The sequence below is a fragment of the Mesorhizobium sp. M4B.F.Ca.ET.089.01.1.1 genome (assembly GCF_004022605.1).
Taxonomy (GTDB): Bacteria; Pseudomonadota; Alphaproteobacteria; order Rhizobiales; family Rhizobiaceae; genus Mesorhizobium; species Mesorhizobium abyssinicae.
Window position 1 is genome coordinate 1 of sequence record NZ_RZOS01000093.1, and the last position, 16,448, is coordinate 16,448.

Sequence of the window (16,448 nt, forward strand, 5' to 3'; positions counted from 1 at the left end):
ATGCCCGAGGGCATGCCGCCGGCGATCCTGATGCGGAAATCGGGCCTCAGATGCGGTACGACCTTTTGCAGGAACCAGTCGAGCCCGATGCGGTTCGGCTGCCAGGTCCAGGTGCCGATCAGGGCAGCGTCACAGTCGATGCGCCGCGAACCGGCCGGCGCCGGCGCAAGGGTGCGGGTCACCAGCGGCAGCACGGCCGAGCGATCGGCGGAGGCGACGCCCAATGCCGCACGGTCTTCCTCGGCCAGGGTGAAGACGAAGCGCGCCTGGCGGCAGAGCCGCTCTTCCATGACCCTAAGCAGCCTCGCCTCGCGGCGAAACAGGAGCCGCTGGAGCAGGCTTCGCGCACTGGCGGCGTTCTCCTCGGCCGAGCGGTGCTCGACATTGTGGGCGACGAATATCGACGGCCGGTCGCCGAAGAGCGTCTCGAAGGCGCCGGCGAACTGCACCGAGTTCAGCACATAGCCGTCGACCGGGCCGGCGCGCCCGATCGCGGCACGGACCTCGGCATCGGAAACGACACGCAGCTTGGCCGAGGCGAAGGTGAGGCCGGAGACCATCGCCTTGGCCACCCAGGCGAGCTTCTGCAGCGGCGCTGCGCTTTCGGTACGCACGTCGACGGCGCCGAGCACGATGGTGTTGTCGGGATCGGCCGCGGGCTTTCCCGGCCAATTGAAGCCAACCACGGTGACGCGCACGCCGGCGCGCCGCAACGCGTCGATGATCGCGGCGTTGGCAATCTCATAGCCCGAAGCGAGAGCGCCGTCGGGCACGATCGATGTGGCGAACAGCAGATGCATCTCACCTATCCAGTGCAACCCAGATAGCAAAGCGGGGTGAACCCTTGATTAAGTGAACCCGATCGTCACCGGGAGTCTCGGTTTCGCGGACCCCGCCGTGAAAGGTGATTAACGAAACGTTATCATCGCGATGCTATCGAGGGCCAAAATCACCCCTTGCGGCTGGAGCGCATGATCCCCTTGCCATCGGACGGTTCTGTATCGATCGCGGGACGCTCGCCTGGGCTTGCCGCCGAGACGATCGAGGCGGTCGTCACGCTGCCGACGTTCAAGCGGCCGGAACAGGTGCTGGCGACGCTGGCGTCGCTGAAGGCGCAGCGGACCGCGAGACGCTTCGCCGTCATCGTGATGGAGAACGAGGCCGAGGCGCGCGACGGCGCCAAAGCCGTGATCCCGTCCTTCGAGCGCGGCGAGATGTCAGGTCTTGTCATCGTCGCGCATGAGCGCGGCAATTGCAGCGCCTACAATGCCGGATGGCAAACGGCGATCCTGCATTTTCCCAACTTTCGGCACCTGCTGGTCATCGACGACGACGAAATCGCCGACCCCGACTGGCTGGAGCGCATGTGCAGGGCAGCTGAAACGCTCGGCGCCGACATCGTCGGCGGCCCGCAGGTGCCGGTGTTCGCTGAGCCGGCGCATGCCAGATGGGCCGAGCACCCGGTGTTCGCGCCGCCCCACCGGGAGACCGGACGGGTCGCCGCGCTCTATTCGTCCGGCAACCTGCTGGTCGGGCGCCATGTGCTGACCGCCATGGGCCCGCCCTTCCTCGACCTCCGCTTCAACTTCATGGGCGGTGGCGATTCCGATTTCCTCAGCCGTGCGGCCGCCAAGGGTTTCGTGCTCGGCTGGTGCGCCGAGGCCAAAGTGCACGAGACGGTGCCCGCCCGGCGCGTCGAGGCAGACTGGATCCGCGCCCGCAGCCTGCGCAACGGCGTCATCTCGACGCTGGTCGAGAAGAAGAAGCGCGCCGGCACTCCGCTTGCCGGCGCAAAAGTGTTCGCCAAGAGCCTGGCGCTGCTTGCCGCCTCGCCGCTGCGCGGCGCCGTCAGGCTGGCGCGGACGGGATCGTTGGCGACGGCGCTCTACCCCGTCCATGTCGCGCTTGGCCGTGTGATGGCCGAATTCGGATATGCCAATGAGCAATACCGACAGCCTGAGAAGAACTGAGCGGGCGCCGCTCAGCGCGGCATTCACCCGCGCGGGCGTGGCGACCGCGATCGCTGCGCTGTTGTTCACCGTCATCCTGGTGTCGTTCCGGCCCTTCCAGCCGGCCGGCGCCGAGTTGACGGGCCAGGGCGGCGACATCGTCAATCAGCTGGGTTTCAGCTCGCTCGGCGCGATCTCGATCTTCGCGCTGATGGCCTTCGCCGACCCGCGCGTGGCGCGCTCGCTCTTCAGCCCGTCCTGGATGCTGATGCTCGGCTGCTTCATGCTGTCGGTGGTGCTGGCGACCGACCCGCCGACGGCGATGCGCGCCGCCTCGTTCACACTGATCGGCATCCTGACCATGGCGACGATCCTGGCGCTGCCGCGCGACGCCGATAGTTTCTCGAAGGTCGTCATCTTCACCGCCGTCGTCGTGATCGGCCTCTCCTATGTCGGGCTGATCGCCTTTCCGCATGAGGCGATGCACACGGCCGACTCGCAGGAACCCGAACATGCCGGTCTCTGGCGCGGCGTCTTCACCCACAAGAACATCGCCGGGCCGATCATGGCCTGCTTCAGCTTCGCCGGCCTCTATCTCTACCGGCGCGGCGACAAGCTCTGGGGCGCCGGCATCTTCGCCGCCGCCATGATCTTCATGCTGCACACCGGCTCCAAGACGACGGTCGGACTGGTGCCGTTCTCGATCCTGATCGTGGTTCTGCCGAGCCTGATCGGCATGCGGCTCGGCACACCTGTCCTGTTCGCGCTGGCGATCATCGCCACGGCGGTCGGCACGCTGGGCATCGTCTTCATCCCGCCGGTGAAGCACCTGGCGGCTGTCTATTTTCCCGACCTTACCTATACCGGGCGCACGACGCTGTGGGAGTTCGCCGGCGACATGCTGGCGAAGAAGCCATGGACCGGCTACGGCTATGAAAGCTTCTGGGGAACGCCGCTGCTGCTCAACCAGGATCAGCCCTTCGATCGGCCCTGGGACATCAGGACCATCGTGCACGGCCATGACGGCTATCTCGACATCGCGGTGCTGATGGGAATCCCGGCGCTCTGCGTGGCGGTCTACACCTTCCTGATCGCGCCGCTGCGCGACTACATGCGCATCTCGCTGCGCAAGGAGAACATCTATCTCGGCGACTTCTTCATGATGGTGCTGCTGTTCGCGGCGCTGAACGGCTTCCTAGAAAGCTTCTTCTTCCGCCGCGCCGACCCCGTCTGGCTGTTCTTCGTGCTCAGTGTGCTCGGGCTGAGGCAGGTGTCGCTGCGGCCGCTGGCAGCGCGCCGCCCTTCCTGACCTGGCTTCGACGGGGCTTTCCCGGCACGCCGCAAGCGTCTATGGGAAGGCCGTTCCTGCGGAGGCTTCCAAATGACGATCAGGCTTGTTCTCGCCGGCTGCGGCAATATGGGTTTCGCCATGCTCTCGGGCTGGCTGAAATCCGGCAAGCTTGCACCGCAATCCGTGTTCGTGGTCGAGCCCAATGACGCGTTGCGCAAGCGGGCCGAGGCGCTGGGCTGCGGCGTCGCCGCCGATGCCGCCGGAATTCCAGCCGATGCGGTGCCTTCCCTCGCCGTCATCGCGGTCAAGCCGCAAGTGATCCGCGAAGTGACCGCCGCCTACACGCGTTTCGGCGATGGCCGCACCACCTTCCTCAGCGTTGCCGCCGGCACACCGGTCGCCACGTTCACGAGCATATTGGGCGACAGCGCGCCGATCGTGCGCTGCATGCCGAACACGCCGGCCGCCATCGGCAAGGGCATGATGGTGGTGTTCTCCAACCCGCTTGTGTCGGACGACACGAAGCGTTTCGTCGCCGACCTGTTGTCGGCCAGCGGCCAAGTGGCCGAGATCGACGACGAGGGCCTGATGGACGCGGTGACGGCGGTGTCCGGATCCGGCCCGGCCTACATCTTCCATTTCATCGAGGCGCTGACGGCTGCGGCCGAGAAGGCCGGGCTGCCGGCCAGGACCGCCGGCCTGCTCGCCATGCAGACGGTCTATGGCGCCGCCTCGCTCGCCGCCGAAAGCCACGAGGATCCCGGCGTGCTGCGCCAGCAGGTGACCAGCCCGAACGGCACGACGGCGGCCGCCCTTGGCGTGCTGATGGGCGGGGAGCGGCTGACCAAGCTTTTGACCGAAGCGGTGGAGGCGGCGCGGCTGAGGTCGATAGAGCTCGGGAAATGAAACTAAGCGAGATCGGTTCGCGAGAAATCGTTGCCGTTGTAGAGCAGCGGCATGCCGTGACTTTTCGCGCAGGCATAGGAGAGGCAGTCGGCAAGGTTAAGCTGGGCTGGATGCCCACGCCCCTTGCCATAGTCTGAAAAGGCCTTGACCGCGAGGCTGGCTTCGCCGGCGCCGATCGGTACAATCTCGATATTGGCCTCGTGCAGGAACGCCCCGATCACCGTCTCGGCAACCAGCGGCTCGACCGAAAGCTTGGTAGACAGACGCATAGCCGCTTCGAGCACCACAAGTGCTGAGGTCATCCTGCTCGGCGCTTGCTCGATCCGGTTACTCCATTCGTCGGCGTCCTGTTCTCCCGATAGAATAGCGACAACCACCGAGGTGTCGACGAACATCAGGAATGTCCCCACATCTCGTCGATCTCGTCCTTGCTCATAGCCCGGCCGCCCTGGCCTGCCTTGGCCCGGAAGTCCTCGGCGATGACGGCGAGCCGTTTGGCGAGAGGGATGCGCTGACGTTCGCGCTGCAATTCGGATTCGAGAGCTTCGATAACAGCCTCAGTCATCGAAATCTTGCGCTTCTCGGCAAGCCGTCTTGCCAATTCGCGTGCGCGCGGATCCCTGATCTGGAGATTCATCTGCCGGTTCCAAAGCGTCCTTGTCACTACAGTATAGTCACTTTGTCATGGCAAGGCCAGCACGTAACGTCACGCGCCTGAGGCAGCATGGTGAGAGTCCCGGATATTTGGAGGATCTCAAGCCCCGTACAGCATCTCGTCCTGCTTGCGGCGCAGAGCGTACAGTCTGGTCGTCTCATCGGGCGCGGCATTGTCCGCCGTCAGCAATTCGCCCTTTCGGACCGGCTTCAGCACCTTGCCGCCCTCGAGCAGGCCGACCGGCACGGCGCGGCTGGCGCGGGCTTCGGTGACCGTCATCGTCCAGGAGCGGTAGCAGGTCTCGCCGATGGCGTCGAAGGTCTCGCCCGCTGTCAGATCGCGCTTTGCCACCGCGCAGACCTCGGCCACCGGTTTCGGCAGCGGCACCATGTCGGGCCGGCCGTGGAGCACGATGCGGGCGGCGGTCAGCGGCACTTCCAGCGAGGTCAGGTGATAGGGTCGGAAGAAGCTGTAGTAGGGGCCGTGGCCGACATGCAGGTCGTCCATGCGCTCGATGACGCGCGGATGCGTCGCCTCGACGATGACGAAGACGCCGGGCGCCACGCCCTTGCCGATCGTGTAGTCGACAACGCCCTTCTTCGACAGGATGCCGCCATCCTCGTTCGGGATCAGCACTTTGGCGAGTTCGTCGCGGTCGGCCTTGGGACCATGCATGCCCGGAACATCCGGCACCAGACCGGTGGCGTTGGCGATGGCGCACATCTCGACCATGGTTTTTGAGCCGTCGACGAACTCGACCAGCATGCGCGGGTTCATGTTGCGGCGCAGCGCCTCCTCGCGGTAGTCGTCCGGCACCGCGTCATGGTTGAGCGGATTGTTCTTGCCCTTGCCGGCCGAGACGATGGTGTAGCCGAGCGCCGAGGCGAACTCTATCAGCTCCATGCAGCTCGACGGCTCGTCGCCGGCGCCGACCGAATAGACGACGCCGAGCCGGTCGGCCTGCTGTTTCAGATAGCAGCCAATGGTGACGTCGGCCTCGACATTCATCATCACCAGATGCTTGCCGTGCTCCATCGCCATCAGGTCGAAATCGGCGGCGACGCCGGGTTTCCCCGTGGCGTCGATGACGACGTCGATCAGCGGATTGGTGACCAGCATCTCATTCGAGGTGATGGCGATCTTGCCGCCCTCGATCGCCTGGCTGACCTTCGATGCGGTGTCGGCCTCGGCCGCCATCGCCTCGTCGCCATAGGCGATGCGAATCGCCTCGCGGGCGGTGTGCGGGCGCCGCGTCGAGATGGCGGCGACCGAAATGCCGGGCATAAGCATGCCTTGCGTCACCAGATCGGTGCCCATCTCGCCGGAGCCGATGACGCCGATACGCACCGGACGGCCCTCGGCGGCCCGTCTGGCGAGATCGCGGGCAAGCCCGGTCAGGGCGACATTGGTCATGCGGAAACGTCCATGCTTTTTGATTTGAAGCGGCAATAACAGGCAACCGCCCTTCATTGCCAATGAAACCGGCAAAACGGCGACAATTTCTCTGGGATTTAGCGCAATTCCAGGAAAAGCGCGCCGCGGTTTTCCGTCCGCATGGCGCGTTCTTACGCCAGCACATGGCATCATGATGACCGACCCAAGCAAGTCTTCACGCCGTGCCCCGAAAGCGCGCCGCCCTGCCAAAGCCGAGGACATCGATCCGCGCCGGTCGCGATTCTACGTGGACGCGGTTTTGTACTTTGCTTGCGGGGCGGGTACTTGTGCTCCTTTCAAGGCAACTGGCGTTCCTTTCGCGCCAAATGTCGAGCAACGGCTCCTACTTTCTGTGCCATTTTTGCTACAACCGCCGTGTGTAATGACGGGAATCCCCGCTTTCGGCGGCCCCTATTTCATTAAGTGCTCACATCCTCGAAAAATCTGGTAGATACTCGTCCCAAGCTCCGGTGGCAGGCTTGGGCAAAAAGCGCCTTACAAAAAAAACAAGGGCGCTGGGATAAAAGTCACGGGGTTAAAATGAACAGGACGGGTAAGGTCACCGTTGGCTGGCGTATTGCGCTTGCCATCACAGTTTCGATGCTGGCTTGTGGGACTGCCAGCGCGCTCACACTCAAGGAAGCCATTGCAGTCGCGGTCGAATCCAATCCGGAGATCGGCCAGGCCATCCAGAACCGCGAAGCAATCGAATTCGAGTTGCGGCAGGCGAAGGGTCTCTACCTTCCCAGTGTCGATGCCGAAGCATCGGCCGGTGTCCGCCGTCTCGACAATCCGGACCGGCGCGCCCTTTCCATCGAGGATGACGCGCTCTATCCGGCCGAAACCGATCTGACGATCTCGCAGACGCTCTATGACAGCGGCGGACGGCGAGCCGAATTGAACCGCCAGGCCTCGCGCGTCGACGGCGCCTCGTTCCGAGTTCTGGAGCGGTCCGAATTCATCGGCCTCTCGGTGGTCCAGGACTACCTCGAATACATGCTGCAGGGTTCGATCGTTGCCGAGGCGAAAAAGAACCTCGGCTTCCATCAGGCCATTCTCGGCGACATCCAGCAAGGCATCGCCGGCGGCGCGCTGAACGAGGCCGACCGGCAGCAGGCCGAGGAGCGGCTGTTCGCCGCCAAGGCGCGCATGCAGGAGGCCACGGAGGAACTGGAGGCGGCCAAGATCCGGTTCTTCAAGACCGTCGGCAAGCCGCTGACCAATGCTTCGCGGCCGGGCGATGTCTCCGCCGCGCTGCCGCGGTCGCTCGACGAGGCGATCGGGCTGGCGCGCGAGAACAATCCGCGCGTTCACATGGCCAACAGCGATATCGACGCCGCCGCCTCGCTGGTGGACGCCGCACGGGCGAAATTCGGACCGTCGATCATCGCCGAGGGCCGCGCCCGCGCTGGTTCCGATATTGACGGCAGCGATGGCGACACCACCGACCTGCAGGCGCGGGTGGTGCTGCGCTGGAACCTCTATCGCGGCGGCATCGACAAGGCCAACGAGCAGGAGCAGATCCGCCGCACCAGCGAGCAGCGCCTTGCCCTGCATCAGGTCCTGCGCGAGATCGAGGAAGCGGTCCGCACCTCCTGGGACCGCCGCTTCCGGCAAGCCGATCTGGCGAAGACGCTGAAGCAGCAGGCCGCCGCCAACGAAAGGCTGGTCGGGTCCTATCGCGAGCAGTTCAAGGTCGGCCAGAGATCGCTGCTCGACGTGCTCGATGCGCAGAACACGCGCTTCAACACGGCGACGCTGGCGGACACCGCGTCCTATGCCTCGCTTTTCGCCCAGTACCGGCTGCTGGCGGCGACAGGTGAGCTGCTGAAGACGATGAACATCCAGCCGGCGAAGCAGTCGACGGCCTATGCCCGAACCGAGTTCGGCGTGCCGGAAACCGCCGATACCGAAACCTATGCGCGGACCCCGTCGGAGCAGAAGAACGATCTGCCGTTCGACATCCTCGCGCCGGTGAGGAAGAAGCAGCCGATGTAGCATCGATCGCTGGTCCTTCGGGGCGGATCGTGAATCAGCAGCCCAATATCCTGTCGCCCAAGGAGGCTTTCAAGGCCTGCTTCTCGGCGATTGCGGCGTATCTCGGCAGGCCGAGCGCGGAAACCGTGCTGTTTGCCGGGGTTCCGATCGCGGAGTCGCGCATCGAGGTCGGCGATATCAGGCACCTTGCCGAACGCATCGGCCTGGAGGTCAGCGAGTTCAACCATCGCGACTTCATGCGTGGACGCATCGACCTGCCGGCGATCGTGTTTCGCGTCAGCCAGTTGCCGGTCGCGCTGCTGGCGGAAATCGACAGCGGCGACTATCTCACCGCGCCGCAGGAAAACGGACGCACCACGATCAGCAAGTCCGAGCTGGCCGAAAGCTACATCAGCGGCGGCGCGTCCTTCTCGATCACCTATGCCAACACCACCGAGGCGATGAAGGTCGGCTCGGCGGCGAAGATCGAAAGGCGGCACTGGCTTACCGGAACCATGGGCGCGTTCTGGCGCACCTATTCGAAAGTCGTGCTGTCGGCGGTCTTCATCAACGTGCTGGCCATCGCCTCTCCGATCTTCACCATGAACGTCTACGACAGGATCCTGCCGAACAAGGCCGTCGCGACGCTCTGGGTGCTGGCGCTCGGCATCGCCGCCGTCATCCTGTTCGACCTGCTTTTGAAGACGGCGCGCGCCTCGCTGATCGACTATGCCGGGCGCAAGGCGGACCTGAGGATATCCTATCTTTTGTTCGAGAAGGTGCTGAACTCCTCTCTGTCGGCGCGCCCCGGTTCAACCGGCGAATACGCAAACCGCGTCACCCAGTATGAATTCGTGCGCGAGTTCTTCACCTCCAACACCATCAGCGTCTTCATCGACACCGTCTTCGTCTTCGTCTTCCTGCTTGTCATCTACGCCATCGGCGGCTGGCTGGTGATCATCCCGGCGCTGGCCTTCGTGATCTCCGTCATCGTCGGCCTGGTGACGCAGCGCCGGATCGGCAAGCGCGTCGCCGCCTCGATGAACGAGGCCGCGCAGCGCCAGGCGCTGCTGGTCGAGTCCATTTCGACGCTGGAGACGATCAAGTCGCTGCGCGCCGAGGCCTATCTGCTGCGCAAATGGGGCGAGCATTCGAAGAACGCCGCCAACACCTCGGAGAAGATCAAGCAGCTTTCGGCGGCCGCCGGCAACATCACCGGCTCCATCCAGCAGCTGGTGACCGTCGCCCTGGTGGTGGCCGGCGCCTATGCCTTCTCCGAAGGCTATGTCTCGACGGGCGCGATCATCGGCACGGTCATGCTGGCGAGCCGGGCGGTGGCGCCGCTCGGCCAGATCGCCATCACGCTCTCCCGATTCCGCCAGGCCATGCTGTCGCTCCGGATCATCAACTCGATCATGGCGCAGCCGGAGGACAGGCCGGATACGGTGGGCTTCGTCAACCGCCCGATCCGCAGCGGCGCGATGATGTTCAAGAATGTCGGCTTCGTCTATCCCGGCTCCGATACCGAGGTTCTGAGCGGGCTGAACATCTCGATCAAGCCGGGCGAGCGGGTCGGCATCATCGGCCGCATCGGTTCGGGCAAGACGACGATGGGACGCCTGATCGGCCGGCTTTTCCTGCCGACCTCGGGAGAGCTGCTCGTCGACGGCATCGACATTCGCCAATACCACCCCTCGGAGGTGCGCGCCGCGGTCGGGATCGTCGCCCAGGCCGGCGACCTGTTTTCGGGCACCATCAAGGAAAACCTTCTGATGGCGGCGCCGGAGGCGAGCGACGAGGAGATCATCGAGGCCGCCAAGGCCGCCGGCGTCGACGAATTCGTTTCCCGTCATCCGCGTGGCTACGACATGAATGTCGGCGAGCGCGGCACCAATCTGTCGGGCGGCCAGAGGCAAGCGGTGGCGATCGCGCGCCTGCTGCTGACCAAGCCGAAGATCGTCTTTCTCGACGAACCGTCGGGGTCGATGGACCTTGCCTCGGAACGGCAGCTGATCAAGCAGCTCAAAGTGGCTTTCGAGCGGAATACGACACTGATCGTGTCGACCCACCGCTTCAGCATGCTGGAGCTCGCCGACCGCCTCATTGTCATCGACCAGGGCAAGATCGTCGCCGACGGGTCGAAGGAACAAGTCATCCAGGCGCTGCAGAAGTCGAGCGCCTGATTGGGACTGGGTAGATGCTTGCAAGAGAAGATCGTCCGCCGTTTTTCGCGTCGGCATCGATATACATCATAGCGGCGCTGTTCGTCGCTTTCGTCGGCTGGGCCTCGTTCGCCGAAGTCGACGAGATCGCGCGCGGCGACGGCAAGGTCATACCCGCCTCCAAGACCCAGATCATCCAGGCCAGCGAGGCCGGCGTGGTCCAGGAGATCGCCGTCAAGATCGGCCAGGTCGTTAAGAAGAACGACCTCATCATTCGCCTCGACAATACGATGAACACCTCCAGCCTTGGCGAACAGCAGGCCAAGGCGCGCGCGCTGCAGGCACGCATCGCCAGGCTCAAATACGAGCAGGGCGGCAACATTTCGGGTCCCTTCCCATGCCCGGCCGATATCCAGTCGGTCGCCCCGGAAATCTGCGACAATGAGCAGAAGCTGCTCGTCGCCCGGCGCGGCAATTTCGACAACAAGCTGTCGGTGCTCAAGTCCCGCCTCGAACAGCGCGAGAAGGAACTGGACGAGGCGACCGCCAATTTCGACCGCCTGTCGAAAAACCTGGTCGTCAGCGACCAGGAGGCGAAGCTGGTCGAATCCATGGTCAAGAAGGGCCTGATGGCCAAGACCGAGCAGCTCCGCGTCGAGCGCGAGCAGACCGAGCTCAACGGCCAACTCAATCTCGCCGGCGAGACCATCAAGAAGGCCAAGGCGGCAATCACCGAAGCGCAGCTGCAGGTGGACGAGCTCGGCCTGCAGCTGCAGCAGGAAGCGCTGGACGACCTCACCCAGGCACTCGCCGATCTTTCAGTCGTCGAAGAGACCATTCGCGGCGCCACCGACAAGGTGGCGCGCACCGATATCCGCTCGCCGGTGGACGGCATCGTCAACACGCTGGACCTGAACACCGTCGGCGCCTTCGTCCAGCCGGGCGCGGTGGTGGCCGGCATCGTGCCGACCTCGGAAACCCTGCTGGTCGAAGCCCGGGTCTCGCCGCGCGACGTCGCCTTCATCCGGCCCGACCAGGAAGCGCTGATCAAGGTCACGGCCTACGACTTCTCGATCTTCGGCGGCATAGAGGGAAAGGTCTCGAACATCACCGCCGACAGCCTGGTCGATCAGAAGACCGGCGAACCCTACTACCAAGTGCGGGTCGCGACGGAGAAGTCGACGCTGCAAAGGGACGGCAAGGCCTATTCGATCATCCCCGGCATGATCTGCTCGGTCGACATCAAGACCGGGCGCAAGACGATCCTGACCTATCTCTTGAAGCCGATCAACAAGGCGCGCGAGGAGGCTATGAGTGAGCGATAGCATCATACCTGCCGTCCCCCACCAGGGCGAGCGGCTGCTCCTGCCGCTGACGGCCGAGGATTTCGGGCCGGAATTCCGCGTCGTGGCGCGCGGCGGCGTGCGCCGCGGCATCCGCCTCGAGCGCGCCTTCTGGGTGACGCTGAAGCAAATGGCCGAAAGCCGCAAATGCACCATCGGCATGCTGGTCGACGAGATCGCCCATGCCGAACAAGGGAACCTGACATCGGCGATCAGGGTTGCCTGCATGCGCGGAATGGCTGACGAAAACCTGAGCCTGCGCAAGCTCGCCTCGATCAGGACGATCACCGCCATACTGGTCGCCTGCCCGTCGCCGGCCTTCGCGCTGTCCTCGTCGAAGAAGATCCTGACCTTCAACGCGCCGTTCCAGCAACTGGTCAAGCGCCAGCTGCCGACGGCGCCGAACGACGATGCGCGGCATGACCTGAAGCTGGCGCTCGACCTCAACGTGGCCGATATCTTCGCCAGGCTCGAGGCGAATGGCGAGACGCCGGTCAACACCGGCTTCGTCATCGGCGTCGGCGAGCGGCGCTACCGGGGCCAGCTCAACGTGGTGCGCGCGCCGGTGGCGGAGCCGGAATTGCTGATGGCTTTCGTCTTCAACGGCTGACCGCCCGGGAGACTCGTCAGCGCGGGCCCATGCGGGTCGGGGCTGAGTCCCTGGATACCATCTCCGGCTCCAAGCCCTCGCCGGGGGCAACGGTGGCAAAGCCGCCCTTGATGTCGGCCATCTCGGCGCCGCCGGTCCTGGAGCCATGGATCCAGGCCCGGTCCATGCTGAAGGAATAGAGCGGGACATAGTCGGGCAGATCGCTGTCGCGCCTGACGGCGTTGCCCAGACTGTCGAGGATGAAGGCGCCGCTGGCCGTGCTCACCGACAGCACGGCGTGGAAGAATTTCCGCTTGCGGTCCTGGAGGACGACGAGCGACATGCTCTGCGCCGGAATGCCCGCCTCGAGCAGCGCCGTCATCTTGAGAATGGCAAAATCCTCGCAATCGCCGGCCCGGCGCTCGAGGATTTCCGAAGGCTTCGCCCAATAGTCCATCTTGCCGTAGACGACATTGTCCTTGCGGTAGGCGATCAGGCGGTTGATGCTGGTGTTGACGAGGGCCAGCCTGTCGCTGAACCCCTTTGCCTTGGCGGCATCGACGATCGCGGCAAAGGCGGCGTTCTTGCGCTCGCAGCCGGTGTCGGCCGCACAGCCGACGATCGCCTTGTAGACGGGCGCCCAGCGCGCCGCGACCGGAAAGTTGCGCATCGACAGGGCGACCGAGCCGAACACACCCGGAATGATCGCGGCCGTCTGTATCGGGTCGATGCCGGCATCGGCTTGCGCCACCGACGAGGCCGCCGCGTCATACCGGATCGGCATGGTCTCCGCTGCCTACAGCTTCGCCGAGGTCGACCGCGCGGCGGGCTGCCAGGGCTGGTATCTGGCCAGCGAAACACCGCCCAGGCTGAGCGGCGCCCGGAGCCCTTCGCGCAGCGTGGCGGGCGAGGCCGAATCACCTGCCATGGCGCTCGCCGATGCCGACAGCGGCAGGCTGGAGAGCCCGATTGCCAGCAGGAGAATCTTGAGCCCGGCGTTCCCCAGGACGATCTTTTGTGTTTTCATGACGCCCACCTTTGACTGTGGACGCTATCAATCCCGTCTCAAATTATTGGAAATGAAGGTGGATAAATTTAGCGAAATCTGTTTTATCTACTTTATCTAAAATTTTATTCTTATTTATACTTATGTTTATGAAGCGCCGCCGCCCGCCGCCGACCAAACCGGCTTCAGAAGACGGCATACATATCCGGTTATACCTCGAAGGTTTACCATGCGTAAAAAATACAAAAGTCCGTATATTCGAATATATGAAACAGATTGAGAGACGGTTGCAAAGACAAGGTCGTCCCTGTCTCTTTCCGGGAAATACCGGAGGGGTTTCAAGCCATGACGACCAATATCGATTTGGACAACGTTTCAGGTTCCTTTGACGCACATGGAGCATCCAGCGAACATGCCGGACTGACACCGGCGCAGGAGATCCAGGTCGCGCAGGCAGCCTCGACGGGGCAGGCCGCGCCGGCGGATCCGGTGCCGGTCGACGTCGGCAGCGGCGCACCGGTGCAGCCCGAAGCGCCGGCGGCCAAGCCGCCTGCAGCAGGCGCGGCAGCGGCAAACGCACCGGCGGGCGCGGCGCATGACTATGTGGGCGATGCCGGCAACGTCGTCAGGCTTCCGGCCAATGTCTCGATCGACAACATCAAGGTCGATGGCCACAACCTCGTGCTCGTGCAGCCCGACGGCTCGCAGATCGTCATCAAGGACGGCGCCCTCAACGTGCCGACCTTCATCCTCGGCGATGTCGAGGTGCCGCGCGTCGCCCTGATCGCGGCGCTGGAAGCAAGCCATGTCGACGTCGCCTTCGGCGCCGACGGCTCGATGTCGGCCGGATCCGGGAATGGTTCGCCGAACAGCGCGGGCGGAAACTTCTCCGTTCCCCCCGGCGGCATCGGCGACGGCTTCGGCCTGTCGGCTCTGCTGCCGCCGACGGCCCTGCAGTTCGGCCAGCTCGAGCGGCGCGAACTCTTCCCCAATGTCGTGGACAGAGGCGTTTCGGTGGTGGCGGTGTCGCTGCTCACCCCCGACGAGGCAGCCAGCGAAACCGGCATTAACGGCGGTCCGTCGCAGTCGCCCGGCAGCGACGCGCCGAGCAACGCCGAAACGTCGAGCATCGGCACGATCACCGTCGACGCGCCTGACGGAATCGGGTCGATCGTCATCAACGGCGTCACGGTCAGTGGCGTCGGGCAGCAGATCCAGGGTCAGTTCGGCTACATCACGATCGTGTCCTTCAACCCGGTCACCGGTGCCATCGAATATAATTACACGGTGACCGAGTCGGTCACCCATCCCGATCACACCAACACATACGATCCCAACGATACGGTTCCGGACAATTTCAGCATCACCGTCACGGATGTCGACGGCGATACGGCCAGCACCACCTTTGCCGTCGCGATCATCGACGACGTGCCGACGGCGGTCGCCGACACCGACAGCATCGCGGCCGGCCAGTTCGGTCCGGCGACCGGCAATGTGCTCACCGGCGGAACCGACGCCGCCGACACCAACACGACGGACGGCGTTGCCGACGTCCAGGGCGCCGATGGCGCGACGGTGGTGGGCGTCGCCAAGGGCACGACCAATGCCGATCTGGACAACACGGGCACGCTCAATACGCCGATCCAGGGTGAGTACGGCAAGCTGACGCTGCACGCCGACGGCTCCTACACCTATGTGCGCGACGCCGGCACGCCCGGCGGCGTCAACGACGTCTTCACCTACACGATCAAGGACGGCGACGGCGACACCTCGCACACGACGCTGACGATCTCGATCGGCAACTCGACGCCGGAGATCTCCAATCTGACGCCGGAGGCCAATGGCGGCGACGTGATCGTCAATGAAGCGGCGCTGAACGTCGGCACGCCGGGCGGTCCCGGATCGGATCCGGCAAGCGCGGCTGAGACGGGCGCGGGCACCTTCAACATCAATTCGCCCGACGGCATCGCCTCGCTGGCGATCGACGGCCACGCCTTCATCACCAACGGCACCTTCACCGGCGGCTCGTTCACGACCGCGCTCGGCAACACGCTGACGGTGACCGGCTACAACGCCGGCACCGGCGTGGTCAGCTATACCTACACGCTCAACGACAACGAGGCGCATGCCACCGGGCAGAGCACCAACAGCCTGTTCGAGAACTTCACGGTCACGCTGACCGACATGGACGGCCAGAGCACCAATGGCACGCTCTCCGCCAACATCGTCGACGACGTGCCGACGGCCTATGCCAACACCAACAGCGTCTCGGAAGGCGCGCAGGTCTCGGGCAATGTGCTGAGCGACGGAACGCCTGACGTGCTCGGCGCCGACGGCGCGGCGCCCGGCGGCGCGGTGACCGGCGTGGCCACCGGCTCGAACGTCTCCAACCCGGTGAGCGGCAATCTCGGCGGCGCCGGGATCGCGGGCCAGTACGGCACGCTGGTGCTCAACGCCAACGGCACCTACACCTACACGGCCAATCCCAACGCGGTGACCACCAACGCGGTCGACCACTTCGTCTACACCATCACCGATGGCGACGGCGACACCTCGACGGTGACGCTGGACATCACCGTCAACAACGTCACGGTGACCGCCTCCGACACCGACGCGCTGGTCTATGAGAAGGGCCTGCCGGCGGGCAGCGACGCGGCCGGCAACAGCGAGATATTCAACGGCGCCATCACGCCGGCCGGCGGCACGGGGCCCTATACCTATACGCTCAACTCATCGGCCACCGGCAGCTACGGCAACCTGGTGCTCAATGCAGACGGCACCTACACCTACACGCTGACCCATACCTATGACGGCGCGACCCTCAACAACGGCATCACCACCGAACAGGACAAGGACAGCTTCACCTATACGGTGACCGACGCACACGGCAACACAACCACCGGCACCATCCTGGTCGACATCGTCGACGACGTGCCGACGGCCTATGCCAACACCAACAGCGTCTCGGAAGGCGCGCAGGTCTCGGGCAATGTGCTGAGCGACGGAACGCCTGACGTGCTCGGCGCCGACGGCGCGGCGCCCGGCGGCGCGGTGACCGGCGTGGCCACCGGCTCGAACGTCTCCAACCCGGTGAGCGGCAATCTCGGCGGCGCCGGGATCGCGGGCCAGTACGGCA

The 16,448-nt window shown here is 64.6% G+C and carries 14 protein-coding genes; 9 read left to right on the forward strand and 5 right to left on the reverse strand.

Annotation, left to right across the window (positions count from 1 at the left end; translation table 11 throughout):
* Nucleotides 1–800, reverse strand: an 800-nt coding sequence (locus EN780_RS11915; protein WP_128273908.1) for a glycosyl transferase, incomplete at its 3' end; no start/stop codon positions are given.
* A gap of 171 nt (nucleotides 801–971) precedes the next feature.
* Here EN780_RS11915 and EN780_RS11920 point away from each other — a divergent pair.
* From EN780_RS11920 to proC, 3 genes are all read left to right on the forward strand, one after another.
* Entirely contained in the window at nucleotides 972–1,970 is a 999-nt protein-coding gene (locus EN780_RS11920; protein ID WP_127392855.1) for a glycosyltransferase, read from the forward strand.
* On the forward strand, nucleotides 1,939–3,258 hold the full coding sequence (locus EN780_RS11925) for an O-antigen ligase (protein ID WP_128273910.1): 1,320 nt from the start codon (nucleotides 1,939–1,941) through the stop codon (nucleotides 3,256–3,258). Before EN780_RS11920 ends, EN780_RS11925 begins: the two co-directional genes overlap by 32 nt.
* A 72-nt stretch (nucleotides 3,259–3,330) precedes the next feature.
* Nucleotides 3,331–4,146 (forward strand): pyrroline-5-carboxylate reductase, encoded by an 816-nt coding sequence (gene proC, locus EN780_RS11930; protein WP_128273912.1) that lies wholly within the window; start codon nucleotides 3,331–3,333, stop codon nucleotides 4,144–4,146.
* 2 nt (nucleotides 4,147–4,148) lie between these two features.
* On the opposite strand, the gene EN780_RS11935 is transcribed toward proC, so the two are convergent.
* From EN780_RS11935 to EN780_RS11945, 3 genes are all read right to left on the reverse strand, one after another.
* Nucleotides 4,149–4,541, reverse strand: a complete 393-nt coding sequence (locus EN780_RS11935) for a type II toxin-antitoxin system VapC family toxin (RefSeq protein WP_128273914.1) — start codon at nucleotides 4,539–4,541, stop codon at nucleotides 4,149–4,151.
* Complete coding sequence (locus tag EN780_RS11940) at nucleotides 4,541–4,783, reverse strand: type II toxin-antitoxin system VapB family antitoxin (protein WP_127284521.1); 243 nt, start codon at nucleotides 4,781–4,783, stop codon at nucleotides 4,541–4,543. Before EN780_RS11940 ends, EN780_RS11935 begins: the two co-directional genes overlap by 1 nt.
* 117 nt (nucleotides 4,784–4,900) lie before the next feature.
* Nucleotides 4,901–6,214 (reverse strand): NAD(P)H-dependent oxidoreductase, encoded by a 1,314-nt coding sequence (locus EN780_RS11945; RefSeq protein ID WP_128273916.1) that lies wholly within the window; start codon nucleotides 6,212–6,214, stop codon nucleotides 4,901–4,903.
* Between the two features lie 561 nt (nucleotides 6,215–6,775).
* On the opposite strand from EN780_RS11945, the gene EN780_RS11950 reads away from it, so the two are divergent.
* Genes EN780_RS11950 through EN780_RS11965 form a run of 4 tightly spaced genes read left to right on the forward strand, consistent with a single transcriptional unit; the run spans nucleotide 6,776 to nucleotide 12,327 of the window.
* Nucleotides 6,776–8,233, forward strand: a complete 1,458-nt coding sequence (locus tag EN780_RS11950) for a TolC family protein (protein WP_128273918.1) — start codon at nucleotides 6,776–6,778, stop codon at nucleotides 8,231–8,233.
* Nucleotides 8,234–8,262: 29 nt separating this feature from the next.
* Nucleotides 8,263–10,395 carry a type I secretion system permease/ATPase gene (locus EN780_RS11955; protein WP_127285476.1) on the forward strand — a complete coding sequence of 711 codons (2,133 nt, stop codon included), beginning with the start codon at nucleotides 8,263–8,265 and terminating at the stop codon, nucleotides 10,393–10,395.
* Nucleotides 10,396–10,409: 14 nt separating this feature from the next.
* On the forward strand, nucleotides 10,410–11,699 hold the full coding sequence (locus tag EN780_RS11960) for an HlyD family type I secretion periplasmic adaptor subunit (RefSeq protein ID WP_127285477.1): 1,290 nt from the start codon (nucleotides 10,410–10,412) through the stop codon (nucleotides 11,697–11,699).
* Nucleotides 11,689–12,327: a ribbon-helix-helix domain-containing protein gene (locus EN780_RS11965; RefSeq protein ID WP_245478319.1), complete on the forward strand. Its 639-nt coding sequence runs from the start codon at nucleotides 11,689–11,691 to the stop codon at nucleotides 12,325–12,327. The genes EN780_RS11960 and EN780_RS11965 overlap by 11 nt, the downstream gene beginning before the upstream one ends.
* 16 nt (nucleotides 12,328–12,343) lie before the next feature.
* On the opposite strand, the gene EN780_RS11970 is transcribed toward EN780_RS11965, so the two are convergent.
* Entirely contained in the window at nucleotides 12,344–13,090 is a 747-nt protein-coding gene (locus tag EN780_RS11970; protein WP_245499936.1) for a transglutaminase-like cysteine peptidase, read from the reverse strand.
* Between EN780_RS11970 and EN780_RS40580 the strand changes: the two genes are divergently transcribed.
* Together EN780_RS40580 and EN780_RS11975 are read left to right on the forward strand one after the other, a co-directional pair.
* A complete protein-coding gene (locus EN780_RS40580; protein WP_245499937.1) occupies nucleotides 13,089–13,433 on the forward strand; it encodes a hypothetical protein in 345 nt (114 codons plus the stop codon). The genes EN780_RS11970 and EN780_RS40580 overlap by 2 nt on opposite strands.
* 224 nt (nucleotides 13,434–13,657) lie before the next feature.
* Nucleotides 13,658–16,448: VCBS domain-containing protein (locus EN780_RS11975; protein ID WP_210215035.1), on the forward strand; the 2,791-nt coding region annotated here is incomplete at its 3' end.

What these genes read in the sequence shown, in the direction of transcription:
- EN780_RS11920 (WP_127392855.1), top strand. Translation starts at nt 972, where the DNA reads ATGATCCCCTTGCCATCGGACGGTTCTGTATCGATCGCGGGACGCTCG.
- EN780_RS11925 (WP_128273910.1), top strand. Translation starts at nt 1,939, where the DNA reads ATGAGCAATACCGACAGCCTGAGAAGAACTGAGCGGGCGCCGCTCAGC.
- proC (WP_128273912.1), top strand. Translation starts at nt 3,331, where the DNA reads ATGACGATCAGGCTTGTTCTCGCCGGCTGCGGCAATATGGGTTTCGCC.
- EN780_RS11935 (WP_128273914.1), bottom strand. Translation starts at nt 4,541, where the DNA reads ATGTTCGTCGACACCTCGGTGGTTGTCGCTATTCTATCGGGAGAACAG.
- EN780_RS11940 (WP_127284521.1), bottom strand. Translation starts at nt 4,783, where the DNA reads ATGAATCTCCAGATCAGGGATCCGCGCGCACGCGAATTGGCAAGACGG.
- EN780_RS11945 (WP_128273916.1), bottom strand. Translation starts at nt 6,214, where the DNA reads ATGACCAATGTCGCCCTGACCGGGCTTGCCCGCGATCTCGCCAGACGG.
- EN780_RS11950 (WP_128273918.1), top strand. Translation starts at nt 6,776, where the DNA reads ATGAACAGGACGGGTAAGGTCACCGTTGGCTGGCGTATTGCGCTTGCC.
- EN780_RS11960 (WP_127285477.1), top strand. Translation starts at nt 10,410, where the DNA reads ATGCTTGCAAGAGAAGATCGTCCGCCGTTTTTCGCGTCGGCATCGATA.
- EN780_RS40580 (WP_245499937.1), top strand. Translation starts at nt 13,089, where the DNA reads ATGGTCTCCGCTGCCTACAGCTTCGCCGAGGTCGACCGCGCGGCGGGC.
- EN780_RS11970 (WP_245499936.1), bottom strand. Translation starts at nt 13,090, where the DNA reads ATGCCGATCCGGTATGACGCGGCGGCCTCGTCGGTGGCGCAAGCCGAT.